This is a genomic window from Xanthomonas arboricola pv. populi, assembly GCF_002939945.1.
In the GTDB taxonomy this organism is placed as follows: Bacteria; Pseudomonadota; Gammaproteobacteria; order Xanthomonadales; family Xanthomonadaceae; genus Xanthomonas; species Xanthomonas arboricola_A.
The window spans coordinates 250,628-276,758 of record NZ_MDEB01000006.1 but is presented as its reverse complement, the minus strand read 5'-3'; the positions used below and the strand labels follow the sequence as shown (position 1 = coordinate 276,758).

Below are 26,131 nucleotides of genomic sequence, written 5' to 3'. Positions count from 1 at the left end.
CGTGCTGCAGCGCGCCGCCGCCCTGTGGTTGTGGTGGGGACTGATCGGCGCGGCGCACGCCACCGAGCAGATTCCCGACCGCATCCTGATCGACGGACAGGACGCGGCGCTGCTGGCAGAGCCGTTGTCGCCGGTGCTGGACAACCAGGCCATCTGGCAACGTTTCGTGACGCATGCGCGGCAGGCGCTGGGCAGTTGCAGTGCAAACTGGCGCGGCTATCGGGCCGATTGGCGCGTGGAGAAGGCACAAGTGCTGCTGGATCGCATCGTCATCGGCGCCTGCAACACCGCACCGCCGGCATTGCCCCTCGATGTGCTGTTTCCTGGACGGACCGCCCCGGTCGCCGCGGACTGGATCGATGGCGAGTTGGTGCTCGCTCTGCCAACCGCTGCGAGCGCCGGCGACACTGCACCCACCGCCGCAGAAGCACCGTATCTGCTCCTGCAGGTGCAACACGGCCGCGTGATGACGCGCGAGCCGCTCAGTGAGGCCAGGCTGCGCGCGCGCCGTGCCCAGGACAGCGCGCCCGGCCCCGCCACTGCACCCTGATCCCCTCGCCTGATCCCCCTCGTTCGCAGGAGTTATCCCCCATGTCCAAGACTGTTCTGATCACCGGTGCCACCTCCGGATTCGGCAGCGCCGCCGTGCGCCGTTTTGCCGCCGCCGGTTGGAAGATCATCGCCACCGGTCGGCGCGCCGAGCGCCTGGATGCCCTGGCTGCCGAGCTGCCCGCGGGCCAGGTGCATACCGCCGCGTTCGACATGCGCGATACGCAGGCCTTGTCGGCAGCGATCGACGCATTGCCGGCTGATTTCGCCGACATCGATGTGCTGGTCAACAACGCCGGGCTGGCGCTGGGCACCGCGCCCGCGCAGCAGGCCGACCTGACGCAGTGGCAGCAGATGATCGACACCAATGTCACCGCTCTGGTCACCCTCACCCATCGCCTGCTGCCGGCGTTGATCGCACGCCGTGGCGCCATCATCAACATCGCCTCGGTCGCGGCGACCTACCCCTACACCGGCGGCAACGTCTATGGCGGCACCAAGGCGTTCGTGCAGCAGTTTTCGCTGGGCCTGCGCGCGGACCTGCACGGCACCGGCGTGCGCGTGACCTCGATCGAACCGGGCATGGCCGAAACCGAATTCACCCTGGTGCGCACCGGCGGCAACCAGGCCGCCTCCGACACGCTGTACCGCGGCGCCACCCCGATGACCGCCGAGGACATCGCCGAGCAGATCTTCTACGTCGCCAGCCTGCCGGCGCATCTGAACATCAATCGGCTGGAAATCATGCCGGTCACGCAGTCGTTCGCCGGTTTCCAGGTGGCGCGCGACGCGCAGTGACGATGGCCTGCAGCGCCAGTGCATCTATCGCGCCGCGATCCGATGGTGTGTTGATTGGCGCGTGAGCAGATCGCGCCGCATCCAAGTTCGGTGCGGCGCTGGAACTGGCGCATCGCGAGAGAGGACGACAACGCCGCGCATTGCGCGGCGTTTTGCGATGCCCGGTCAGCCGCGATCGGCGGCAACCAACGTCCGCGCGCCTGGCCGCAGCATCTTGTCGCGCAGCTGCAGGAACGGGCGCTCCACCGCGTAGTGCAACAGCGCACCGCACAGCACTGCCATCAGGCCATACATCGCAAATGCCAGCACGCCACGCCCCTCCAGCGCCGGGCCGAGCCAGCCCTGGGTGAGATGGAACACGGCCTTGTGGGTCAGATACAGGCTGTAGGAGATGGCCGCCAGCCATGCCGCGCCCGGCACACGCAAACCGCCAAGCACACCGCTGCTGGCAGTGCCGGCGAGCACCAGCAAGGCCAGCCCCAGCGACAGCACCGGCCAGCCCACCGCATTGCCGAGCAGGCCGGTGCGCTCGCGGAACAGCCACAGTGCCAGCGCCAGAATCGCCACGCCTGCACACAGCGCGGCGTTGCCGCGCTGCTGCAGCCGTTGCCATAGCGTGGGGCGGAAGACCTTCAGCACCGCCAGGACGACACCGTCCAGCAGCCCGTCCAGACGGTTCCAGGTCGGGTAATAGATATCTTCGATGAACCAGTTGCGCTGCAGGCCGGCGCCGGCACTGTCCAGGGCGGTGTTGTGCCACCAGATGCCGGCACGCAGCGCGATGCCTGCAACCACCACCAGCACGCAGAGCGCGACAAAGCGCGTGGCCGAGGGCCGCCGCAGCAACAGCGTCGCCAGCAACGGAAACACCAGATAGAAATGTTCTTCCACGCACAGCGACCAGGCGTGCGAGAACGCGGCGTCACGGCCGTAGTCGACCAACAGGTTCAGGGTGAAGCTGACGAACATCCACCACGGCGCCAGCCCGGGCGACTCGCGAAAATCCGGCCACGCCATGTAGATCGCCAGCACCAGCAAAAACGCCGGCAGGATGCGAAACGCGCGACGCAGATAGAAATCCTTGAAGTCCACGCCTTGCCCGCGCGCCAGCGGCCTCAGCACCTGCGTACCGATCAGAAAACCGCTCAAGACGAAGAACAGGTCCACGCCCATCCAGCCGTAGCGCGACAACCACGCCCAGTCCGGCCCCAGACCACCGACCACGAAGGAATGGAACAGCATCACCCAGACGATGGCGATGCCACGCAGCAGATCGAGAGCGGGATAGCGCATGCGGGCGATGCAAGGCCGAGGGAGCCCGATTGTGCCGCATCCCGCCGATGCGGGCACCGGCGTTGGCCGCGCTCGCCGACGCGTGTCGGCAACGCAGACGTTTCTCCAAGTCACTCAGTCGTGCAGGCCTTCTCCTGTCGACCATGCATCGGCCGCAGCGATGCGCCCAGCACCTCAACCGTGCCGCACAGAGGCCTTCGGTCACGCACGCGACCGCATTGCCGCCGCCACTCCGATGTCGACGCCGTGGCTCCCCCACGGCGTCATCCATCACGCGACGGCTTGCTGCTCGATGCGCGCCGTCTGCGCCAGCTTCACCGCCGGTTCCAGCAATCCCCACGCTTCCAGCTGATCCACCGCCCGGCCGATTCCGTCTTCCTCGCGGATGCGCTGCCCCAGCGCGCGTGCCGCTGCGCGCATGCTCGGCGCGCCGGCTTGGCCGATGGCATCGGCCAAGGCCTGCGGCTGCAACCCGACCCGTGCGAGCGCCGGCGGGGCGACGCCGCGTTGGGCCAGGCAGTGCGCCCAAAACGGCTGGTCGTAGCCGAACGGCAGCACCACCGAGGGGATCCCCGCTGCCAGCGCCGCACCGGTGGTGCCGGCACCGCCGTGATGCACCGCCACCGACACCCGCGGGAACAGCCAATCGTGCGGTGCCTGCTCCAGCTGGAAGAAGCGCTCGGCATCGTCGGATACGTCTTCCCCGGCCGCCAGCCCGCCCCAGCCGCTGGCCAGCAGCGCACGTTGACCGGTCAGACGCACCGCCGCCTTGACCGTGGCGGTGAGCCGGGCCGCATCGGTGCTGATCATGCTGCCGAAGCCGATATACAGCGGCGGCGGACCGGCCTGGAGGAACGCCTGCAACGCAGCCGGCGGTTGCCACTGCGGTTGCGGCAACTGCCAGAAACCGCACACCTGCGCACTCTGCGGCCAGTCCGGCGGACGCGGGCACAGCTGCGCGCTATAGCCGTACAGCACACGCAGCGCGCTGCGATCCGGGCCGCTCCACGGATAGGCCGGTAACCCCAAGGCCGGGCGCACGATCTCGTTGAGGGCAGGACGCATCAGCTGCCAGCCGGCAAAGCGCAGAACATGATGCAGCGCCACGCTCACCAGCCCCGGCAGACGCACGCTGGGCATCACCATCAGTGGCAGATGGCGCGAGGCGGTCAGCGGCTGCAATTGCGCAAACACCACCGGCACGTCGTATGCCTGGCCCAGGCTATGGGCCAGAAAACTCGCGCTGCCGACGCCGAGAATCAGCCCGGCATCGGCACAGGCCGCGCGGCCCTGCACGGCCCAGTCGCGCGCCCAGTCCAGCAATTGCGCGCGCAAGGTGCCCCAGATGCCGCGCCAGCCACCGCGCATCTCGGCGATATCCGGATGGCCCTGCAGCAGTTTCTGGTGGTCGCCGCTGAGCGGGAAGAACTCCAGCCCATTGGCGCGGATCAGCGATTCGAAGTTGGCGCTGGTCAGCACCCGCACCGGGTAACCGCGCTGTTGCAGGCCACGGCCCAGCGCGATGATCGGGCGCACATCGCCATGCGTGCCCAGGGTGGCGATCACCACCGGGCGCTGGCGTGCCGCGCTGGAAGGGGACTCAGGCATATTCGGCCACCCCGTCGCTGGCGGTGGCGATGCTGCCGTCGCGTTGTGGGACGTTGGCAGTGGCCGCATGCAGCAATGCGCTGAGCGTGGCCGAATGCGTGGACGACAGCATCGAGTGGTGGTCGCTGTCCAGGGCATGCAGGTGCAGATTGCGCACGTAAGGGCGCCAGGCCTGCGGCCGGTAATCCACCCACACCGTATCGTCGCCGCCGGAGGTCATGCGCACGCTGGCTTCGACGAACAACACATCCTGGTCCAGCGGTTTGGGACGATGACGCCGCGCCAGATGCAGGTGGTGCTGGGTCATGCCGCCCATGTCGTCCAGCAACGTGGGGCGTTGTTCGAGCAGCTGGCGCACCGCGGGCAAGTCGTTCAACCCATAGTGATCGCACAGCAGGCTGGCCAGTTCGGCCACCGTGGTCGGCATCGACTGGCCGTGTGCAAGATGCACACCCAGCGCATGCACCGATGCACGCACAGTTTCCGATTCCGGCAGCGACGCGGCCTGCTCCAGGTGCGGGTAGCTGTCGAGCATCGCCAGCAATTCGACTTCTTCGCCCAGTGCATGCAGTTCGGCAGTGATGGCATGGGCGATCAAGCCGCCCAGCGACCAGCCAATCAATCGATACGGCCCCTGCGGCTGCACCGTGCGCAGCCGCGCCAGGTAATCGCGCGCGATCGCCTCGATGCTTTCCGGGCGATGCTGCGGGTCGCTCAAGCCTGGCGACTGCAAGGCATACACCGGCCAGTGCGGATCGAGCCGACCGAGCAAGGTGAGATACGACCAGCCCAGACCGACCACCGGGTGGATGCAGAACAGCGGGGTCGTGCCCGGCGTGCCCGCACGCAGCGGCAACAGCACGCCGAGTGGGTCGTTCGGGATCTGCGCGTTGCGCGTGATCACCTCGGCCAGGCCGGCGATGGTTGGCGCATGGAACAGGGTGCCCAGCGGCAGTTCGACACCGAACGTCTGCGGGAAGCGTGCGGCCATTTCCGCCGCGCGCAGCGAGTCGCCGCCGAGCTCGAAGAAGTTGTCTTCCACACCCACCACTTCGATGCCCAGCACGTCCTGCAGCATTGCTGCCAGCTGGCGTTCGAGCGCATCGCGCGGCGCCACGTGCGTGCGCTGCGGCAACGCGCCCGGCGAGGGCAAGGCGCGGCGATCCAGCTTGCCATTGGGTGTCAGCGGCAGCGCCTGCAACGGCACCCACAAGACGGGGATCATCGACGCCGGCAGGCGCTGCTGCAGATGCGCGCGTAAGACCTCGGCCGTTGGCGTCGCGCCATGCTTGCCCACCACATACGCCAGCAACTGCAGCGCGTCGTGGTCGCCATCGCTATGACCGACCACCACCGCCTGCGCCACCTGCGAATGCAGCAGCAAGGCGTTTTCGATTTCGGCCGGCTCCACGCGATGGCCGCGGATCTTCAGTTGCGCGTCGGTGCGGCCGATGAATTCCAGCATGCCGTCGCGGCGCTGACGCACGCGGTCGCCGGTGCGGTACATGTTGCTGCCGTCGTCGGCGAACGGGTCGCGTACAAACCGCTCGCTGGTCAGCTGGCGCTTGCCGCGATAGCCCTTGGCCACCCCCGCACCGCCGATGTACAACTCGCCGATCGCGCCGGTCGGCAGCGGTTGCCGCTGCGCATCGAGCACATAGACGCGCGTATTGAGCAGCGGCCTGCCGATCGGCGGGGCAGCAGCGTCGGTCAGCTGCAACGACATGATGGTCGACCAGATCGTGGTTTCGGTCGGCCCGTACAGCTGGGTCAGGCGCCCGACCCGGCTCAGCAACTGGGTCGCCAGTTCCGGCACCAGGGCTTCGCCACCGACCAGAGCGTGGAGACGGTCCAACGCCAGATCCTGATTGGCCAGCAGGATGCGCCATAGCGACGGGGTCGCCTGCACCACGCTGACCTGCTCCTGCGCGATCAGCCGCGACAGGCTGCGTGGATCATGGGTGATGCCGGCCGGTGCGATGACCACGCGCGCGCCCACCAGCAATGGCAGATACAGCTCCAGCCCGGCGATATCGAAGGTGATGGTGGTGACCGCCAGCACGCGGTCGCGCGGGCGCAATGCCAGTTCATGCTCCATCGCATGCAGGAAATTGAACAGGTTGCGATGGCTGATTTCCACGCCCTTGGGCGCGCCGGTCGAACCGGAGGTGTACAGCACGTAGGCGGTGCCGTCCGGCGTGGCCATCGGCGCGATCGCCGTCGGCAATACGGCCGGGCGCGGATCCAGCCAGACCATGCCACCGAGCAGATAGCGCTCGCACAACGCCGGCTCGCAGACCAGCGCGATGGCACCGGAATCGTTGAGCATCTGCCGGTTGCGCGCGGCCGGGCTTTCCGGGTCCAGCGGCAGATACGCCGCCCCGCTCCACATCACCGCCAGCAGGGCCACCAGCAATTGCTCGCTGCGCGGCAACGCGATGGCGACCACATCGCCGGGGCGGACGCCATCGGCCACCCATTGCGCGGCGATGCGCGAGGCCAGTTCGCACAGCGTGGCGTAATCCAGGGTGCGGTTGTCGTACTGCACCACCACCGCTGCCGGCATCAGCTCGGCACGCTGCAGCATGCCGTGCAGCAGCGTGGCCGGTTCCGGCAGCGCTGCGGCGGTGGCGTTCCAGGTCTGCAACAGGCGTCGGCGTTCCGCATCGCCGAGCACATCGATCCGGCCCAGCGCGCATTCCGGATCGGCCAACACCGCATCGGCCAGATGGGTCAGGCGGCGGCAGTGTTCGGCCAGCTCGTCGCTGTCGTACAACGCCGGATTGGCATCCAGATCGAAGCGCAACGCGGCTCCGTCGCCGCGCTCGTAGCAGAAGATGGTCAGATCGTCGGCCGGGCCGTTGGAGAGGTTATGCGGCATCGCATAGGCCTGGCCAAAACGCAGCACGTAATCGAAGGCTTCGATGTTCACTGCCAGGCGTGCGAACTTCTGATCGACCCCGAACATGCCAAGATCGCGGCGCACGTCCTCGAAGCGGTACTGCTGGTGGCGCAGGGCATGCCTGACCACCGAGGACACCTGCGCGAACAGGGCATGCACCGGCTGCTGCGGATCCATTTTCAGGCGTAGCGAAATCACATTGGCAACCAGGCCTGCGGTCTGCCGGTAACGCGCGTTGATGCGGCCGGTCACCGGCATGGCCAGCACCAGATCCTCGGCGCCGGTGCAGCGGTAGTAATACGCGGCGATCAGCGAAATCAGCATCTGCGGCAGGCTGGCGCCGTAGTCCTTGCCGAGCGCACGCAGACGTATCACCTGTTGCGGCGAGAACTGTCCGGTCCCACGCAACAATCCGGTCGACAGGTAATTGCCCGGACGCGCCAGGGTCGCCGGCGGCGGCAGATCGGCCAGCTGCTGCATCCAGTAGCTGCGGTCGCGCTGAAAACGATCGGACTGGCGATACTGCTGTTCGAGCTCGATCAGCGACAGCGCGCTGCCGTATTGCGCAGGCGCAGGCTCGCTGCTTTCCGCGTAGGCGTTATACAGCACCGCCATGCGCTGCATCATGATCGAGGCGCAATAGCCATCCATCACCAGATGGCTGACGCATTGCACCCACATGTGGTGATCTTCGCCAAGGCGGAATACCGCGCAATGCCATAACGGCCCGTTCTGCAGATCTTCCGGCTTGCGGATTTCTTCGTCCACCCAATGCTCGGCGGCATTACGCGGGGAAGGATCTTCGCTGACGTTGAAATACGGAATCGCGGCGGTGTATTCGGGCAGGACCACCTGATGCGGTACGCCGTCGTGCTCGACGATGCATAGCCGCAGTGTGTCGAATTCGCGCGTCAGCTGCATGCTGGCGCGGATCAGCACCTGTGGATCCAGCGGGCCGAATATTTCCAGGGCTTCGGACAACATCAAGGTGTTGTCGGTATGCAACTTGCTTGCGACCCAGAGGCCGCGTTGCGCTTTGGTCAGGGGAAACACGGGAGAGGCGTCAGCGTGCATGGCGTGCATCCTTCTTGTATGGCGCGCAGCCGACCGGTGCGCCATGTCCGCAACGCGGTCACTGGGACGCCGGATCAGCACCTGGCCTTGAAAACGTGAGGTAAGAGACACCGACGACCGCCAGCGCATGCCGGCGATACACGATGGAAACGCACAATGGAAACGCACCACGAAGCGACGTGCATCGTCCATACAAAGACATGCACTGACTTTTTCTAAAGCACTTGCTTCCCGACAAGTTAAACAAACACTAACAACTAGCCAATGCGATAAACCGTGCAAAAATCACGAAATCCACGTCGCCTGCAAAAATTTATTTCCGAAGTGTGATTTCAATTAGTTGTTCTGGGTGCATACGTCCGCAGATGGCGTTTTCACGCGCTGTGCTCCGGAACAGACTGGCGTGCATCCTGCAGCAACCTGCGAAGACTTTTTTACCCGGGATTTTGTCTATTCCGCGGCACATCCGGGACCACGTGCGCCAAGACCAGCGTATGCAGCGGTATTGACATTAGCGCGTTGCCGGGACGACCGCTGCGCAAAACACAGCGTTTTTTTTGAATGCCGCCTGCAACCGCACGGTCATGCGACGGTTATTGAACCGTCATTTCCGCGCGGCGTCGGTTATGCATGCAGCAGTGTTGGCGGTGATTGATTGGCCCTGGCTTGAGCGAGGGAGTTGGTTGTCGCACGCCGCCGCTGGGACAACAGGACAACACGTTACCGGCCTCGGCCAAGGCGCGCAGAAGCCATGGCGTCCGGCAATGGCGCCGGGTTCGACCCCTGAGGCACGCCGCATTACGGCCGCAGCGCTGCTGCGGGCGATCTCGTCAATGCATTGCGCGCGGATGTGAAACGGAACGGCGCGCCACGGCATCGGCCGCAGCGCGCATTGCATCAGCCCAACGGTTCGTCGGACAGATAGGTGTAACCGGTCAACCCCGCTTCCAGTGCATCGCTCAGTTCCTGTGCGCGCTCGGGCGACAGCTGCGCGGCGTTGATGCGCTCGGCGTAGGTCGCACGCAGCGTGTCCAGCTGATAGCCCACGTAGTCCAGCATCACATCGGTGGTGTCGCCGCGGCGCTGCTGCGCGATGCGATAGCCGTCGCCATCCACGGCCACTTCCACCGCATCGGTATCGCCGAACAGGTTATGGATATCGCCCAGGATTTCCTGGTAGGCACCGACCAGGAAAAAGCCGATGCGATAGCTCTCGCCTGGATTCAACGTGTGCAGCGGCATCGAGCTGTCCAGGCTTTCGTTCTCGACGTAGGTCTTGACCATGCCGTCGGAATCGCAGGTCATGTCGGCGATGATGCCGCGCCGCTGCGGCGCTTCGTTCAAGCGCTCGATCGGCACGATCGGGAACACCTGATCGATCGCCCACACATCCGGAATCGACTCGAACACGCTGAAGTTGACGAAGTACTTGTCGACCAGCCGCTCGTTGAGTTCGTCCAGCACCGGGCGATGGCTCTTCTCGTCGAAGCTCAGGCGTGCACGCACACCGTGCGCGATCGCATAGAACAGGTCGTCGATACGTGCGCGGTGGGTCAGGTCGATCTGGCCTAATGCGTACGCACTCAAGCCTTCGGCATGGAAGTGCTGCGCCTCCTGGAACAGTTCCACCGCCGGGCGCACATCGAGCTCGTCATGGATCTCGCGCAGGTGGCGGATCGCCGCCGGTTCGTCGTCGTGCGCATCCGGCACGCGGCCTTCCGGCGCCTGCTCCACTTCGGACACGTTGGCGATCAGCACCGCATGGTGCGCGGTCATCGCGCGGCCGCATTCGGTGACGATGCGCGGCGGGGTCAAGCCGTGCTCTTCGCAGGCGCTGGCCAGGGGCTGCACGATGTTGCTGGCATAGGAATGCAGGCCGTAATTGATCGAGCAGTAGCTACGCGAGCGCGTGCCTTCGTAATCGATGCCCAGCCCGCCGCCGACGTCCACATGGCTGATCTTCGCGCCCAGCCGCGACAGCTCCACGAAATAGCGCGTAGCCTCGCGCATGCCGTTGGCGATGTCGCGCACGTTGGAGATCTGCGAGCCCATATGGAAATGCAGCAACTGCAGGCTGTCCGCGTACTCGGTGTCGCGCAGCGTCTTCCACAGGTCCAGCACCTGACGCGGCGACAGCCCGAACTTGGCCTTGTCGCCACCGCTGTTCTGCCACTTGCCCGCGCCAAGCGAGGCCAGCCGCATGCGCACGCCCAGACCGGGCTTGACGTCCAGCGCGCGCGCCTCTTCCAGCACCAGCTTCAGCTCGGAGGGCTTTTCGATGACGATGAAGGTCTGCAGGCCGAGCTTGCGGCCGATCAGCGCCAGGCGGATGTATTCGCGGTCTTTATACCCGTTGCAGACGATCAGCCCGCCCGGACGCGACAGCGCCAGCACCGCCATCAGCTCCGGCTTGCTGCCCGCTTCCAGGCCGAAGCCGTCGCCGTGGTGGCTGGCCAGCGTGCCGGCCACGCCGCGATGCTGGTTGACCTTGATCGGGTACACCGCCGTGTAGCCGCCGGCGTAATCCCACTCGGACTGCGCCTGCGCGAACGCCGCCTGCAGCTTGCCCAGCCGCTGGCCCAGGATGTCCGGGAAGCGCACCAGCAGCGGCAGCTTGGCGCCAGCGGCGCGCGCGGCGTCCACCACCTCCGGCAACGACACCGACGGACCGTCGCTGGTCGGCGTGACCACCACATGTCCGGCGTCGTTCACGTCGAAATACCCGTCGGCCCAATGTGGGATCGAATAGGTCTTGCGGGCTTGGTCGAGGGACCAATCGCTCATTTCGCTGACTCGGCTGGGGCAAAAAGGGCGTGAAGTGTAACGCCTGGCACGCGCAGGGTCCGTTACAATCCGCGCCGACTTCACGCCCTGCTCCTGGTCGGAGCGGGGTTGGCGGGGGTTCGGGATGGCCGCCAGCAGCTTGCTTGCACGCGGCTGCGCCCGACCCTCATCCGGCGCTTTGCGCCACCTTCTCCCGGTGGGAGAAGGAACAGCCCCCATCCTTAGGACTTTGCATGAGCGCCAACGACAACTGGTACATCGAACACTTCCAGCCGACCGGCTCGGCGATCGGCTTCCGCATCAGCGGCAAGCTGGACGAGGTGCAGTCCCCGTTCCAGAAGATCGAGATCTACCAGACCACCGACTGGGGCAAGCTGATGCTGATCGACGGCGCGGTGATGCTGACCAGCCGCGACAACTTCTTCTATCACGAGATGATCAGCCACCCGGCGCTGTTCACCCACGCCGCGCCCAAGCGCGTGGTGATCATCGGCGGCGGCGACTGCGGCACCCTGCGCGAGGTGCTCAAGCACCCGGGCGTGGAAAGCGCCACCCAGTGCGACATCGACGAGCAGGTCACGCGCATGTCGGAGAAGTATTTCCCCGAGCTGTGCGACTCCAACCACGATGCGCGCGCCGAGCTGCTGTTCGACGACGGCGTGGCCTACATGGCCAACTGCCCGGCCGGCAGCGTGGACATCGTGATCGTCGACTCCACCGACCCGGTCGGCCCGGCCGAAGGACTGTTCAACAAGGCCTTCTACGAGAGCTGCTTCAAGGCATTGAAGGACGACGGCATCCTGGTGCAGCAGTCCGAGTCGCCGCTGGCGCTGCTGGCGCTGATCAAGGAAATGCGCACCGAAATGGGCAAGGCCGGCTTCCAGTCGTTCAAGACGCTGCCGTTCCCGCAGCCGTGCTACCCCACCGGCTGGTGGAGCGTGACCATGGCCAGCAAGCAGGCCAACGCCGATTTCGCGTTCCGCCACGACGCCGCGCAGGCCAAGGGCTTCGACACGCTGTACTACACCGCGCACCTGCATACCGGCGTGCTGGTCGCACCGCCATTCGTGGCCAAGGCGCTGGGCGAGTAAGCACGGCTGACGCACCGTAGCGCGTGCCGCCAGCAGGTGCGGGCGGCGCGCCTGGAACCACGGTACGCGTGGTTCCTGCCGATTCCGGGCAGTGGCCGCGCCCGTCTGGCAGTGAGCGCGGGTATCTTGAAAGCTGCTGTTGCTCGCAACTGCGCTGGGGGGAGATGCCGGCGCGCCCGTAACGCGTCCTACAACCGCGCCAGCACCTCTGCTTTCTTGGCGTCGAACTCTTCCTGGGTGACCAGTCCCGCATCCAGCAGTTGCCTGAGCTTGCTCAGCACCTGTATCGGATCGTCCGGGGCCGTTGCCGTGCTCGGCGGTGCAGAGGGCATGCCGCCCTGCGCGGTGGGTGCGTGCACCACCACGCCACCTGCCGATGCGCGCAACTTGTCGAACTCCAGCTGCTGGCGCTTCTCGTAGGCCGATTCCTCCACCTGCTGGGCATAGGCGTAGACCCGCCGTGCCTGCTTCTTGGGCAAGCTGTCGATGGACAGGTAACCGCCCTGCGTGGTGCGGCACATGATCGTCGCTCCCAGCATCTGCTCGCTCATATGCACGTCGAGCACCTCGCGCCAGGGGACGTCGCGAAACGTCATCCCGAACAGCGTAGGATGCACCACGATGAATCTGCGATTGGTCAGCACCACCGCGGCCGGCGACAGATTCATCACCATTTTCTTCTGCACCGCGATGTACTCGACCTGCTCGTCCCGCGTCAGCAACTCGTTCACCTTGGGCAGGATCTTGCCCACGGCCACCGGATCCTGCTCATCGGTCAGGAATTGCGTAAAGACCTCCATACCTTCCTCATCGTGATCACTTGCGCCGCAGCGTTGCCTTGTATGACACCACATCCGTGCCTTCGTGGTGCCGATCAGAGACCCGACGAAAGAGTACGCAGCGTCGGATCGCTGAGCGCTTCATACAGCCCCGACGGCAACAAGGGGGATGTCGCCATCCGCCTTGCTGTGTGCACACCGTTGGTCTTTTTATCGCCGACTCAAAAGCGGACTTCGGCGCCGAAGCTCAGCACCTCGGCACGATTGATGGTGATGTCTTCGTCGTCGTAGTAGTAGTCGTCGGCGTACAGGTAGTTCGTGTAGAGCGCGCTCAGACTGACATGCTTGCCGATATCCACACCGAGGCCCGCACCCAGATATGCACCGTAGACACGCTCGGTGTAGTCCTCGCCTTTTGCCTCGCCGCCCCAATACCCCATACGCACCAGAGCGAACACCGGGGTGTCGCCGAAATTGAAGCGCGCCGTTCCACCGATGCTGCCGAAGTCCACCGTCGGAATGACGACAAAGCCATCCGCATCCTTCGAACCGTCGACCTTGCCGGTGGCCACTTCAATGCCGATCAGCGTGACCGGACCAGCACGCCAGCGGTAACCGACGTTGAAGCCCACCATGTCCTGCTTGTTGCCCTCGAACACTTCGGCGTCACCGCCCTGCACACCCAAGAACATGCCGCTCTTGAGGCGCTGCTCTTCTTCGCGCGGCGCAGGCGCGACATAGGCAGGCACCGGTGTGGGCGCTGCCGCCGCTGCGGGCGTCTGCGCCGTCACCGTGGTGAATCCGCCGGTCTCGCCGGCTGCACTGTCTTGCACGGCTGTCGGCGCGACGGCAGTGCCGCCTTGCGACGGACTGGACGGTGGCGCTGCCGGCGCGGTGGTGCCCTGGGCACCAGTCTGCTGTCTTTGCTGTTGCCGATAGTTGTCCCAGCCGCGCGACAACGACTGCGCAGCCGCGTCGGAAACGCAGCCCAGCGCGGTGCAGGCCAACAGCCATGTTGCGGTCCTTTTCATCGCATCCCCCAATGAGTCGTACTCCATCGTCCCCGCATCCATGCGCACGCAGGCATGACCTGGCGGCGTCCGGAAGTGGCGCAGTTGCTGTCCAATTCGGGGGCTTTCCCAGCATCACCGGATCGTGCGCGTACTCGGCTTCAGGCATCGTCCGCGTGGACGTGCCGGTAGTGACGCGTGATGCAGCCCCCTGACCGCAGCCGGCACAGTGAATCGAGTCTCAGCAGCTGTCAAGAAGAGCCGTGATCGCTGACTCGGCGCGCTGGTCGGCCGACCAGCCTTCTGGTGAACGTTCCTGCCGATGGGTAAGGCACGCCATGCGCTCCATGCAGGCTCGCTGCAAGCAGCGCGTTCCGCAGGCCCAGGACGAAATTGGTCGCAGCTGACGCGGCAAGTTGTTGATTCTTCGAGCCGTTCCATCCCCGGAACATTTCATTTTTTAAACAAGTGTAATTTCAATACTCGCAAGTTCTAAAATTCACCGGATCGATCCCTCGCGATCATCGTGAACCTGCCAGACGCGTGATTCCTCCGCGCCGCCAAGGTCCGGAGACTTGCCATGCACTACCAGCCGCTGGACACCTCCAGCCTGCAAATCGTCACGCCCGTGCTGCTCAAGCAGGGCACCCGGCTGCTCGAGCCAAACGTCTATCGCACGCATCTGGATGGGCAACTGGCGGTGGTCAAGGACTACGGCCGCTACCGCCGTACGCTGCTGGCGCCGATCGCGCGGCTGATGGTGCGGCACGAGGCGAAGATGCTAGCCCGCCTGCACGGCTGGCGGCATGCGCCGGCCCTGCTCGGCACGCTGGGAGGGCTGGCGCTGGGCATGGAGTTCATTCCGGGCGACACCCTCAGCGCCAGTGCGGTGGTGGGCCAGGAAGTCTTTCAACAATTGCAGCAGGCACTGCGTCGCCTGCATGCCTTCGGCATCACCCATAATGATCTGCACGGCACCAATGTGGTGATCAGCGCCGGCGTGCCGGTGTTGATCGATTTCACCTCGGCCTGGCGCTTCCCGCGCTGGTTGCGGCGCGGCACGCTGGCACGTCAGCTGCAGCGCAGCGACGTGGCCAATTTCCAGAAGATGCGCCAGCGCCTGGCCGGGATCGCGCCGACCGCCGACGAGGCCGCACGCAGCGCCGAACCGCGCTGGGTAGGCACCATTCGCGGTGGCTGGAAGCGGCTCTATCGGCACCTGAAGCGCGATGCGCAGCCAGGCAGTATCGACTGAAGCGCGCTGACCGGCAAGCCGCAGACCCGCCGCCAGTGCGGCGCGCGCCGGGTGTGGTGCCCGGCCGATGCCGCGCAATCGCGTCATGCATCCAGCACCAGCGCCGGAGCAACAACGCGCATCGATCTGCATGCCGCGTGCTGATCCGGCGACGCGGGCCACGCTTACCGGGCTTGCAAGCCTGACCATCTCGATGACACGCCAACGGGACGCCGATCACCCTGGCGAGCAGTCGGCAGGTGGTGCGCAACGGCGCCGAGAAACCGCAATGAACAGGGGTACGCGCCGATGCCGCGCACCGGCGACTATGCCGTCGTCCGGTCGCCGCTCCAGGTCGTCACTGCGCGCTTGCCGCTTCGGCTGCCGACGGCACGCGGGAGACGATCAGGCGCGGCGCGTCAGCGACGAAGCGGTCCAGCACGCCATCGGCAATCTTGACCGGGCCACCGAAGCGCGTGGCGCCGGGAATCGACGGGATCGCGGCGGCTTCGCCGGCGATCCGCTTGGCATCGGCAAACGCAACTGCCGCCTGCGCGTCACCGCGATTGGCCGCATCCAACCCGGCCGCGGTCTGCTGCAGCGCGCGCCCCCAGCCTTCCATCGCCGCCAGCCATGGGCGCGACTGCTCCGCAAAGCCCTTGTCGGCCACGCCCGTACGGATGATCTGCGGCGCGGCCGCGAACGCCTCCGCCGTGCGCGCCAGCTCGGCAATGGCCTGGCTGCGCGCCGCCGCATCGCCGAGCGCAATCGCTTCGCGCACATGGTCGAGCACGGCCTTCAGGCGCGGCGCCTGTTCCTGCCACGGCTGGCTGCCGAAGGTCGGCGCCAGATGCTGGGTATCGAAGAAGGTCAGCAGCGCCGCGGTCACCTGCGCGTCGCCACCGGCCAGGTCGCGCGCGGCCGCGTGCCAGGTGCGCTCTGCGTCGTAGCCGGTGTCGTTCCATGCGAACGCGGTCAGCCCCATCACCGCGACCCGGCTGGGCACTTCCTGATTCATCGGGTTGGAGACGATGCCGGACAATTCCGCCGACAGGCCGGCCTCGCGCCGCGCATACGGCGCCATCAGCAGGCGCCCGGCCGAGGTTTCGAAATCGTTGACCGGGTAGTTGTCCCACAGCAGCGTCTTGCGGCCGAACGCCTTGGTCGCCGCGCGTGCATCGGGGATGGAAATGGCCGGCGGCACCACGTCGGTGCCGGTCCACTGCACCACGATCTTCGGGTCCAGATGCTTGCGCAGCGCTTCCTTGTACGGACTTTCCTTGGCGTCGTAATACTCGGTCGGCACCATGATCAGTTCCGACGCTGCATCGTGGCGGGCGACCAGATCGGCCTGCACCAGGTTGAGCAGATGCGACTGTGCGATACCGGCCGCTTGCGCGCCAGATTCGCCGAAAGTGGTCTTGTCGCGCTCGCAATTCCACTTGGTGTATTCGATATCGTCCAGCGCCACATAGAAGCTGCGCACGCCCAGCGCGCGGAAGGCATCGAACTTGCGCAGCAGCGCCTTGGCATCGGCCGGATCGGAAAAGCACACCGTCGGCCCCGGCGAGATCGCATAGACGAAGTCGACGTGATTGCGCCTGGCGGTGGCCGCCAGCTTGCCGAGCGCCTTCAGCGTCGCCGCCGGATACGCGTCGCGCCAGCGGTCGCGCGCGTACGGGTCGTCCTTGGGGCTGTAGATGAAGGTATTGGCCTTGCTGCGGGCGAGAAACGCGATGTGCCTGCTGCGGTCGGCCATCGACCATGGCGCGCCGTAGAAGCCTTCGATGGTGCCGCGGATCGGCATCGCCGGATGGTCCTGGATCGCCAGGGCCGGAATGGCCGGGCGCTCGACCAGCTGGCGCAGCGTCTGCGCCGCGTGGAACAGGCCATCGTTGTCGTGGCCGGCCAGCGTGATCAGGCTGCCGGTGCCCAGCGCCACGCTGGCAAGCGTATAGCCCTCCGTGTGGGTGTCCTGCACCGCCTTGCTGCGGGTCAGCGCATCGCGCACCACTGCCGCCTCGCCGGTGCCGATCACGATATGCGGGCGGTCGAGCGTGGCCGGCAGACGCGCTGCGGTGGCGATCTTGGTGACGCCGGCCGTACCGAGGATGCCGCGTACCAACGCGACGGACTCCGGATCTGCGCCCGGCGCCACCACCAGCACCACCGACCGACCCAGCGTGACCGTGCCGCCCTCCAGCGCGATCGAAACCGGCGTGGGGAAGATCGCCGGCTGGCTGACAGGCTGTGCCAACGCGGGGACCGCGGCAGCCGCCAGGCCTGCTGCCAGCCAGACCGAGAGCGGGCGCAAGCCCGACTTCCTATCGCGTCGCTTCATCCCCGAACTCCGGTATTGAAATGGTATTAGGCCCTAGAGTAGGCAAGTCATCGCGTGGCGACAAGCGGGGCCGGTCTCGGGACAGTCCGAAAGGGGTAAACTGGCTGCAGTCAAGAGGCTGATACCGATACTGGCCGCGGATGCCGGATCCAATCTGCGGTATTGAAATGGTATGAGCCCGCTGCGTGCATGGCACCGCTCGGGTCATGTAGCGGACCAGCTACTCGGGTGAGCTTGAGCCGGCTCACCGTTTCGCAGACGCGTCGGCCGTCGTCAGCCAGATGCCGCTCGCGTCGGCCGCAATCGCTGACCGCTGACGCCTTACAGCGCGTCGCTGTCCAGCTCGCCGGTGCGGATCCGCACCACGCTGCCCAGGTCGTAGACGAACACCTTGCCGTCGCCGATCTTGCCGGTCCCGGCCGCGGTGACGATGGCCTCGACCACACGTTCGGCCTGGTCGTCGGTCACCGCCACTTCGATCTTCACCTTGGGCAGGAAATCGACCACGTATTCGGCACCGCGATACAGCTCGGTGTGCCCCTTCTGGCGCCCGAAGCCCTTGACCTCGGTCACCGTGATGCCAGCCACCCCGCAGCCGGCGAGCGCTTCGCGCACATCGTCGAGCTTGAACGGTTTGACGATGGCCATGATCATTTTCATCGGTGCAGATCCAGCGGCATGACGGGGGGCGCAGCATACCGTGGACGGCCGTAACACTCACCCCGTGGCATGCGGCCGTCACCGCGGCCGACAGCCGAATGGGACTATCCTTACCGCCTGCCGACTGCCTTGCCGATGTCCCGCGTGTCCCGGCCTGCACTAGGCTTCCTACGGACCTGCGGAGAACACCCATGATCGATTTCAACCAGCTCGACGACCTCGCCCGCCGCCTCAGCGACCTGGTGCCGCCGGGCCTGCGCCAATCGCGCGAAGAACTGCAGAGCACCTTCAAGGGCGCGCTGCAGGCCGGCCTAGGCAAGCTGGACCTGGTCACCCGCGAAGAGTTCGACGTGCAGCGCGCAGTGCTGCTGCGCACGCGCGAAAAAGTCGACGCGCTGGAACAGGCCGTGGCCGCGCTGGAAGCCCGCGCGCCCGCAGCACCACCTGCCACTCCCTGATCGGGGCCTTCCACCATGAGTCTGGCACTGGTGCACAGTCGTGCCCGCGTGGGGGTGCATGCGCCCGAGGTTCGGGTGGAAGTACATCTCTCCGGCGGGCTTCCCTCCACCCAGATCGTGGGCCTGCCCGAGGCCGCGGTGCGCGAATCGCGCGAACGCGTCCGTGCGGCGCTGCTGTGCGCACAATTCGAATTTCCCGCCCGGCGCATCACCATCAACCTGGCCCCGGCCGACTTGCCGAAGGAAGGCGGCCGCTTCGACCTGCCGATCGCCCTCGGCATCCTGGCCGCCAGCGGGCAGATCGATCGGCACACCCTGGCCGACTACGAATTTCTCGGCGAGCTGGCGCTGACCGGCGAGTTGCGTGGCGTCGATGGCGTGCTGCCGGCCGCCCTGGCTGCCGCGCAGGCCGGGCGACGGCTGATCGTGCCGCTGGCCAACGGCGCCGAAGCGGCCATCGCCGGGCACGTCGAAGCCTTCACCGCGCGCACGCTGCTGGAAGTATGCGCCGCGCTCAACGGCAGCCAACGAGCGCCTGCTGCCGAAGTGGCGATCCCGGCGCTCGGCGCGCGTGCCTTGCCCGACATGGCCGATGTACGCGGCCAGCCGCACGCGCGTCGCGCGCTGGAGATCGCCGCCGCCGGTGGTCACCATTTGTTGTTGGTCGGCAGTCCTGGCTGCGGCAAGACCTTGCTCGCCTCGCGCCTGCCCGGCCTGCTGCCGGAATCCAGCGAAACCGAGGCACTGGAAACTGCTGCCATTACCTCGGTCAGCGGCCGCGGGCTGGATCTTGCGCGCTGGCGGCAGCGACCCTATCGAGCCCCGCATCACACCGCCAGCGCGGTCGCATTGGTCGGCGGTGGCACCCATCCGCGCCCCGGCGAGATCTCGCTGGCCCACCACGGCGTGCTGTTTCTGGACGAATTGCCCGAGTGGCAGCGGCAGACGCTGGAAGTGTTGCGCGAGCCCCTGGAATCCGGTCTGGTGACGATCTCGCGCGCAGCGCGCAGCGTGGATTTCCCGGCACGGTTCCAGCTGGTTGCTGCAATGAACCCGTGCCCATGCGGATGGGCCGGCGATGGCAGCGGGCGTTGCCGCTGCAGCAGCGACAGCATCCGCCGCTATCGCAGCCGCATCTCCGGCCCGTTGCTGGACCGGATCGATCTGCATGTCGAAGTGCCGCGACTGCCACCACAGGCCTTGCGCTGCGGCAACGTCGGCGAAGACAGCGCCAGCGTGCGTGCACGCGTGGTCGCCGCACGCGAACGGCAACTCGCGCGCGCCGGCGCACCCAACGCACAACTGGATCAGGCACAGACCGATCATCACTGCCGCCTGCATGGCGACGATCAGGTGCTGCTGGAACGCGCCATCGAACACCTGCAGCTCTCCGCACGCTCGATGCATCGCATCCTGCGCGTGGCCCGCACCATCGCCGATCTCGACGACACTGCAGCCATTGCCACCCGGCATCTGACCGAGGCCATCGGCTACCGCAAACTGGATCGTGCGGTGGACACGGCGAGCGCGGCGTAGTGCACCGACCGAGCGCTTCGAGGCGACCGCACGCCCGCCGCACCACCATTCCACGCTGTTCGTTAGGACGCTAAGCAATCCAGCAGCACAGTACGGTCGACCGCTTCATCGCACCGTCGCTTGCTGCCTGTGTGGCTGCAGTGAGCGTGCGCGCGCCTTTCTCTGGCGGCACGGCATTCGCCCCGTACGTCCACCCGCTCTCTCCAGCGTCGCAACATCCATTTCATGGCGATGCACGTACAACGTCCGCCACACCACTGCGCAGAGGCCGTCATGAGCCGACTTCCCGACCTAGTCACCGTCCCGTCCCTGGATCTGAATCGCTATCTGGGCACCTGGTACGAAATCGCACGGCTGCCGATTCGCTTCGAGGACGCCGATTGCACCGATGTGTCGGCCCATTATTCGCTACAGGACGACGGCACGGTGCGGGTGCAGAACCGCTGCCTGACCGCCGAAGGCGAGTTGGAAGAAGCAATCGGCGAGGCGCGCGCCATCGACGACAGCAACGCGCGACTGGACGTCACCTTCCTGCCCGAAGGCCTGCGCTGGATTCCGTTCACCAAAGGCGATTACTGGGTGATGCGCATCGATGCGGATTACACCGCCGCGCTGGTCGGCGGTCCCGACCGCAAGTACCTGTGGCTGCTGGCAAGGCTGCCGCAGCTGGACGAAAACATCACCCAGGCCTATCTGGCGCATGCACGCGAGCAGGGCTTCGATCTGGCCCCGCTGATCCACACCCCGCACACCGGGCGACTGACCGAGCAGCCACTTCCCTGACTGCTGCGCACAGCTGACATAGCAGTCAGCCCCAACGCGAGGACACGCGCCCTTGACCAGCGAATGTCATGTGTCTTTGGGGGATTTTGGTTGCGTGGATAGATCAACAATAGAGCTAGAGCAACTCTAGAGCGGCTCATCTACGGCTTGGCTGCAGGGCACTTGCCCGCCCACCATCGCGGGACACGCCGTGAATCCGTCCCTGGAGGCTCTTATGCGGCATCCATGCCGCATAAGGTCTCGCGACGGTAGGCGAGCAATGACCAGTCAAGATGGTCAGTGCGCATGGGGCAAGCAAGGCAAGACATGGGTTGTTCGGATTGCTGCGTGCCACCGGCTTCCCATCGCAAGCCGCGCAGCAGACGAGCTTTCAAGAAAGCAGCCGAACAACTGTCTGTTGCGGCGCCCTTATCGCTTGCGGGACCCTGGCAGCATGAATGCCGCCAAGGAGCCTCCAGGGACGGATTCACGGCGTGTCCCGCGAGCGGTGAGGGCATCGCGCCCTCGACCTGCCAACCCTCGCCTATCTGGTATTGGACGTTTGGCGACCGGAATTGCAGCCCGACTCAACCGTTGAGCGTGCCCAGATCCTTGGCTGCAGCCTGCGCGCCTTCCAGGCTGTCGAAGGCAACGCCGGTGTCGCCGACCACGTACTTGGTCAGCTCGCCATCGCGGGTGGTTTCCTGCATCTTGAAGATCGGCACTGCATCGGTGCCGCCGACACGTTCTTTCTGCGTTGTCATGGTGATTCCTCCAGGAGAGTGCATTGCACGGGGCCGGATGGCGCCGCGGCTCCCGCTTGGGAGCACAGGCAACCCGACCCTAGCGCGCCGCCTGCTGCAGGCGCGTGAATCCATTGACGAGGCCGATTGCCATGCCGCCCGACATCGGCATCTGCACAAAATCGCATCTGCTTCGCCCAGCAGACGCGCGCAACCCACGCGTCTGTCGTACATTCGCGACGTGCAGCCTCATCATTCCACCGCCACTGTCTCCACCGTCTTCGCGCGATACGTCCGTGCGCGGCGCAAATACGCCGCACCGTTTGTGGGGCAATGCATGCCAGCACCACTCCGCACGGGCTGTTGTGCGTGAACACGCCTCCACGCAGATGTGGGTGGTGAGGTGAAGCGTCAACGCATCATCAGTGTGACCGTGTTGCTGGTGCTGCTGTGCGCAACGCTTCCGGTCAGCCTGTCCTACTACCTGGCATGGCGACTGGCGCTGACCCGCGAAGAAAGCAAACTCGCTCAGCTCGCGGCATTGTCGATCCGGCGCACCGACACCGCCTTCGACGAGGCGCATGGCGCGCTTTTGAGCATGGGCGCGTCGCAGCTGCAGCCCTGCTCCCAATCGCATCTGGCGCAGATGCGCGCACTGGTGCTGGCCAGTCACTACATCGTGGAACTGGGGTATATCCAGCAGGGCCGGTTGCGCTGCACCTCGTGGGGGCCATCGCCGGAGGTCGTTGCGCACACCGCTGCCGACTTCGTGGTCAAGCGCGGCATCGCGGTCACCACGCGGCTGCGTCCGCTGGCCAATCCGCAACACCCGCTGATGGCCTTGCAGCTGCGGGACTACAACGTCCTGATCAATCCGGACACGCTGACCGACATCAATCTGCCGCCCGGCCTGCAGTTGGCGATCGGCACGCCGGACAGACGGATACTGAGCAGTACCGGCACCGCCGCCGAGCAGTTGCTGATCGCACCGCCCACCGATGCATCCGGCACCGGCGCAGATGCCCAGGTGTTGTCCGGCCGCGACCGCCGTGGCGACTGGGCCGCGATCGTCACCGAGCCGGTGGCCTATCTGCGCGGGCCGCTGGCGGCCGCACGGCTGCAGGTAGTACCGGTCGGCATTGCGCTGGCATTGCTGTTGGTCGGCTTGGTGATCTGGGTATCGCGGCGGCGGTTGTCGCCCCTGGCACGGCTGGAAATCGCCGTCCAGCGCAACGAGTTCGTCGTGTATTACCAGCCGATCATCGCGCTCGACACCGGCGCCTGCGTCGGTGCCGAGGCGCTGGTGCGCTGGCAGCAACCCGATGGCGTGCTGATCCCGCCCGATGCCTTCATCCCGCTGGCCGAAGAAAGCGGCTTGATCCTGCCGATCACCGATCTGGTGGTGGCTGAAGTCATCCGCGACCTCGGCCCCACCCTGGCGACCGACCCCTCCCTGCACGTGGCCATCAATGTCTCCGCAGAAGACATCAAGAGCGGCCGTGTGGAGACCGTGCTGGCCCAGGCGCTGCATGGCACCAGCGTGGACAGCGGGCAGTTGTGGGTGGAAGCGACCGAACGCAGCCTGATGGACATCGAAGCGGCACGCACCACCATCACCCACCTGCGCGGTGCCGGCCATACGGTGTCGATCGACGACTTCGGCACCGGCTATTCGAGCCTGCAGTACCTGCAAGGGTTGCCGCTGGATGCGCTGAAGATCGACAAGTCCTTCGTCGACACCATCGGCACCCACTCGGCCACCAGCGCGGTGACCTCGCACATCATCGACATGGCCAAGACGCTGCAGCTGCGCACCATCGCCGAAGGCGTGGAACGGCAGGAGCAGCTGGACTATCTGCGCGCGCACGGCGTGGACCTGGCGCAGGGCTGGCTGTTCTCGCGCGCGCTGCCGGCCACCGGCTTCATCGCCTACCACGCGCTGATGCGCGGCGCCGCGCACTGACCAGCGCCGCTACGGCGTCAAGCACTGACGTGAGCCGGCACGACGAGTCGTCGACCAACCAGACACGCCGATCCAGGCACGGCAGTAAGCGATGCACACACACGGCCTGCTCGAATCGCAGCGAAGGTCTTCACCGCTGCCGAAAGCAACAAGGAGGTTGCACAGCCACGAGGCGCAACCTCGTGTGGCGGCCAGGCCGGATTGGCTGGGCCAATAAAAAGGGCCGCCAATGGCGGCCCTTTCGATCAGGCGCGTTGCAAGGCGCCTTCGCGTTGGCGACGTACCGGCTTGGGCCGGCTCGGGAACGCGTGCCGCACGATCCGCCACATTACCTGGCCGAACTGACGCGGCAGCGAGCCGGTGTTGTAGTGCTGGCCGTAGCGCGCACAGATCTTCCTCACTTCCACCGCAATCTGCGCGTAACGATTGGCCGGCAGGTCCGGGTAGAAGTGATGCTCGATCTGGTGGCTCAGATTGCCCGACAGCACGTTCATCAGCTTGCCGCCGGTGAGGTTCGAGGAACCCCGCAGCTGACGCAGATACCAGTGACCGCGCGACTCGTTGCGGATCGACTCCTTCGGGAACACTTCCGCATCGGCGGTGAAGTGGCCGCAGAAGATGATCACGAAGGTCCAGATGCTGCGCAGCACGTTGGCGGCGAGATTGCCCAGCAGCACGGTCAGGAAGAACGGGCCGGCCAGCAGCGGGAACACGACGTAGTCCTTGAGCATCTGGCGGCCCATCTTGCGGCCGACCGGCAGGAACGAGGCGCGCAACTCGGCCGCCTTCATCTTGCCGGCGAACCAGCGGCCCAGGCGCAGGTCCTGGATCGCCACGCCCCATTCGAACAGCAGCGCAAAAAACACCGCCACGAACGGCTGCAGCAGATAGAACGGGCGCCAGCGCTGCTCGGGGAAGATGCGCAGCAGGCCGTAGCCGATGTCGTCGTCCATGCCGCGCACATTGGTGTAGGTGTGGTGCTTGAAGTTGTGCGTCTTGCGCCAGTTGTCGCCGGTGGCGACGATGTCCCACTCGTAGGTGTTGCCGTTGAGCTGCGGGTCGCCCATCCAGTCGTACTGGCCGTGCATGACGTTGTGGCCCAGCTCCATGTTCTCCAGGATCTTGGACAGGGTCAGCAGCACCACGCCGGCGATCCACGCCGGAATCAGCACGCTGTGCACGAACGCGCCCAGGAACAGCAACGCGCGACCAGCCACGCCGGTCCAGCGCACTGCCGCCACGATGCGGCGGATGTAACGCGCATCGGCGGCGCCGACCTGGCTCTGCACGCGGGCGCGGATGGCATCGAGCTCGTCGCCGAAGGACTGCAGTTCGGCAGCGGACAGGGCGCGGTTGTGGACTCGGCTCATGAAGATTCCTTACAGATCCAGGATCAGGTCAGTGCTCGGGGCACTGATGCACAGGCGGACCTGTGCGGTGGGTTCGTTGCTGCGCTCGCCGGTCAACAGGTGACGCGTGGTGCCGGCCTGGCGCGCGCAGGCGCAGCTGTTGCAGATGCCCATGCGGCAGCCGTGCTTCGGCCGCAGGCCTTGCGCTTCCAGCCCTTCCAGCAGCGACTGGCCGCGCGGCAGGGTCAGCGTACGGCCGCTGCGTGACAGCTGGACCTGCACGTCACCGGCTTCGCCGTCTTCCAGCGTCGGCACGCTGAAGGCTTCGGCCTGGAACGCGGCCACGCGGCCCTGCAGGCGCGCGCGCGCCGCCTGCACGAAACCGCCTGGGCCGCAGACCATCACATGACGCCGGTCCAGATCGGCGATCTGCTCCAGCGGATAGGTAGCGATACGCGCAGCCGGCATTTCGCCTTCGCGAGTGGTCAGCAGCCGTACGCGCAGATGCGGATGTGCGGCGGCCATCGCCTCGAATTCGTCGACGAAGCAAGCTTCGTCACGCTGGCGCACCCAGTACAGCAGGTCCACCTCCATCGGCATGCCGGCCTGCACGGCGGCCTGCAGTAGCGCGCGCATCGGGGTGATGCCCGAGCCGGCAGCCAGCAGCAACAGCGGCGTCGGGGTGGTCGGCAGCAGCATGTCGCCGAAGGCCGGATCCAGGGACACCACCGTACCGATCGGCGCATTGCCGGCCAGGTAGCGGCTAACCAGCCCGCCCTCGATCGCCTTGACGGTGATCGCCAGGCGGCCATCGGCCAGCACGGTCGGGCTGTAGCTGCGCAGCAGGCGGCGGCCGTCGATCTCCACGCCCAGGCTCACGTGCTGGCCGGCCTGCATGCCCCGCCAGTGACCGTTGGGCCGCAGCAGCAGGGTCACCGCATCGCGGCTGGCCGCCGTGCGCGCGACCAGGCGGGCCATCGGCCGTTCCAGCGTCCACAGGGGGTTGAGCCGGGTCGCCCAGAAGTCGAACAACTGCGGCGACACCAGCCGGCGCGCCAGACGCGTCGGCAAAGGGGACTTGGACTTGGGATCGGATGCCAGGTTCATGAAGTGCACTATACGCATGCATGCACAGCCGTGTATACAGTTGTATATCGATCAGAGGAGCTATGATTCAGGCCCACGCCCGGCTACCGC

General features: G+C 66.2%; 19 protein-coding genes. 8 read left to right on the top strand and 11 right to left on the bottom strand.

Features of this window, described 5'->3' with window-relative positions:
* Nucleotide 1 precedes the first annotated feature (1 nt).
* Entirely contained in the window at nt 2-550 is a 549-nt protein-coding gene (locus XaplCFBP3123_RS16560) for a hypothetical protein (protein WP_104535005.1), read from the top strand.
* Nucleotides 551-591: 41 nt separating this feature from the next.
* Nucleotides 592-1,347 carry an SDR family NAD(P)-dependent oxidoreductase gene (locus tag XaplCFBP3123_RS16555; RefSeq protein WP_104535004.1) on the top strand — a complete coding sequence of 252 codons (756 nt, stop codon included), beginning with the start codon at nt 592-594 and terminating at the stop codon, nt 1,345-1,347.
* A 165-nt stretch (nt 1,348-1,512) separates the two neighbouring features.
* On the opposite strand, the gene XaplCFBP3123_RS16550 is transcribed toward XaplCFBP3123_RS16555, so the two are convergent.
* The 4 genes from XaplCFBP3123_RS16550 to speA all read right to left on the bottom strand — a co-directional run bounded on the left by XaplCFBP3123_RS16550 (nt 1,513) and on the right by speA (nt 11,008).
* Entirely contained in the window at nt 1,513-2,640 is a 1,128-nt protein-coding gene (locus XaplCFBP3123_RS16550; protein WP_104535003.1) for an acyltransferase family protein, read from the bottom strand.
* 270 nt (nt 2,641-2,910) lie between these two features.
* Entirely contained in the window at nt 2,911-4,248 is a 1,338-nt protein-coding gene (locus XaplCFBP3123_RS16545; protein ID WP_104535002.1) for a glycosyltransferase, read from the bottom strand.
* Entirely contained in the window at nt 4,241-8,224 is a 3,984-nt protein-coding gene (locus tag XaplCFBP3123_RS16540) for a non-ribosomal peptide synthetase (RefSeq protein ID WP_104535048.1), read from the bottom strand. The genes XaplCFBP3123_RS16545 and XaplCFBP3123_RS16540 overlap by 8 nt, the downstream gene beginning before the upstream one ends.
* Before the next feature lie 897 nt (nt 8,225-9,121).
* Nucleotides 9,122-11,008: an arginine decarboxylase gene (speA, locus tag XaplCFBP3123_RS16535; RefSeq protein ID WP_104535001.1), complete on the bottom strand. Its 1,887-nt coding sequence runs from the start codon at nt 11,006-11,008 to the stop codon at nt 9,122-9,124.
* 233 nt (nt 11,009-11,241) lie between these two features.
* Here speA and speE point away from each other — a divergent pair, with 233 nt between their 5' ends.
* On the top strand, nt 11,242-12,099 hold the full coding sequence (speE, locus tag XaplCFBP3123_RS16530) for a polyamine aminopropyltransferase (RefSeq protein WP_104535000.1): 858 nt from the start codon (nt 11,242-11,244) through the stop codon (nt 12,097-12,099).
* 188 nt (nt 12,100-12,287) lie between these two features.
* Here speE and XaplCFBP3123_RS16525 read toward each other — a convergent pair whose 3' ends face one another.
* Both XaplCFBP3123_RS16525 and XaplCFBP3123_RS16520 read right to left on the bottom strand, forming a co-directional pair.
* The gene (locus tag XaplCFBP3123_RS16525) at nt 12,288-12,899 is read right to left on the bottom strand and encodes a PH domain-containing protein (RefSeq protein ID WP_104534999.1); all 612 of its coding nucleotides are present in this window, start codon (nt 12,897-12,899) and stop codon (nt 12,288-12,290) included.
* Nucleotides 12,900-13,099: 200 nt separating this feature from the next.
* Nucleotides 13,100-13,909, bottom strand: coding sequence for an outer membrane beta-barrel protein (locus XaplCFBP3123_RS16520; protein ID WP_104534998.1), 810 nt, complete (start codon nt 13,907-13,909; stop codon nt 13,100-13,102).
* Nucleotides 13,910-14,468: 559 nt separating this feature from the next.
* Here XaplCFBP3123_RS16520 and XaplCFBP3123_RS16515 point away from each other — a divergent pair.
* Nucleotides 14,469-15,143 (top strand): RIO1 family regulatory kinase/ATPase, encoded by a 675-nt coding sequence (locus tag XaplCFBP3123_RS16515; protein ID WP_172453321.1) that lies wholly within the window; start codon nt 14,469-14,471, stop codon nt 15,141-15,143.
* A gap of 337 nt (nt 15,144-15,480) precedes the next feature.
* Here the strand turns inward: XaplCFBP3123_RS16515 and XaplCFBP3123_RS16510 are convergent, their stop codons facing one another.
* Nucleotides 15,481-17,463, bottom strand: a complete 1,983-nt coding sequence (locus XaplCFBP3123_RS16510) for a beta-N-acetylhexosaminidase family protein (RefSeq protein ID WP_104534997.1) — start codon at nt 17,461-17,463, stop codon at nt 15,481-15,483.
* Nucleotides 17,464-17,784: 321 nt separating this feature from the next.
* Entirely contained in the window at nt 17,785-18,123 is a 339-nt protein-coding gene (locus tag XaplCFBP3123_RS16505; protein WP_016904463.1) for a P-II family nitrogen regulator, read from the bottom strand.
* A 191-nt stretch (nt 18,124-18,314) separates the two neighbouring features.
* Here XaplCFBP3123_RS16505 and ubiK point away from each other — a divergent pair, with 191 nt between their 5' ends.
* The 3 genes from ubiK (at nt 18,315) to XaplCFBP3123_RS16490 (ending at nt 20,900) form a co-directional block, all read left to right on the top strand.
* The gene (gene ubiK, locus XaplCFBP3123_RS16500; protein ID WP_104534996.1) at nt 18,315-18,581 is read left to right on the top strand and encodes a ubiquinone biosynthesis accessory factor UbiK; all 267 of its coding nucleotides are present in this window, start codon (nt 18,315-18,317) and stop codon (nt 18,579-18,581) included.
* A gap of 15 nt (nt 18,582-18,596) precedes the next feature.
* Nucleotides 18,597-20,117, top strand: a complete 1,521-nt coding sequence (locus XaplCFBP3123_RS16495) for a YifB family Mg chelatase-like AAA ATPase (RefSeq protein WP_104534995.1) — start codon at nt 18,597-18,599, stop codon at nt 20,115-20,117.
* Nucleotides 20,118-20,390: 273 nt separating this feature from the next.
* Entirely contained in the window at nt 20,391-20,900 is a 510-nt protein-coding gene (locus XaplCFBP3123_RS16490; protein WP_172453320.1) for a lipocalin family protein, read from the top strand.
* Between the two features lie 566 nt (nt 20,901-21,466).
* On the opposite strand, the gene XaplCFBP3123_RS16480 is transcribed toward XaplCFBP3123_RS16490, so the two are convergent.
* Nucleotides 21,467-21,643 carry a hypothetical protein gene (locus tag XaplCFBP3123_RS16480; protein WP_010374782.1) on the bottom strand — a complete coding sequence of 59 codons (177 nt, stop codon included), beginning with the start codon at nt 21,641-21,643 and terminating at the stop codon, nt 21,467-21,469.
* A 382-nt stretch (nt 21,644-22,025) separates the two neighbouring features.
* Here XaplCFBP3123_RS16480 and XaplCFBP3123_RS16475 point away from each other — a divergent pair, with 382 nt between their 5' ends.
* Nucleotides 22,026-23,585 (top strand): EAL domain-containing protein, encoded by a 1,560-nt coding sequence (locus XaplCFBP3123_RS16475; RefSeq protein WP_104534993.1) that lies wholly within the window; start codon nt 22,026-22,028, stop codon nt 23,583-23,585.
* 245 nt (nt 23,586-23,830) lie between these two features.
* On the opposite strand, the gene XaplCFBP3123_RS16470 is transcribed toward XaplCFBP3123_RS16475, so the two are convergent.
* Both XaplCFBP3123_RS16470 and XaplCFBP3123_RS16465 read right to left on the bottom strand, forming a co-directional pair.
* Entirely contained in the window at nt 23,831-24,955 is a 1,125-nt protein-coding gene (locus XaplCFBP3123_RS16470; RefSeq protein ID WP_104534992.1) for a fatty acid desaturase family protein, read from the bottom strand.
* A gap of 9 nt (nt 24,956-24,964) precedes the next feature.
* On the bottom strand, nt 24,965-26,041 hold the full coding sequence (locus XaplCFBP3123_RS16465; protein ID WP_104534991.1) for a ferredoxin reductase: 1,077 nt from the start codon (nt 26,039-26,041) through the stop codon (nt 24,965-24,967).
* Nucleotides 26,042-26,131: the final 90 nt, after the last annotated feature.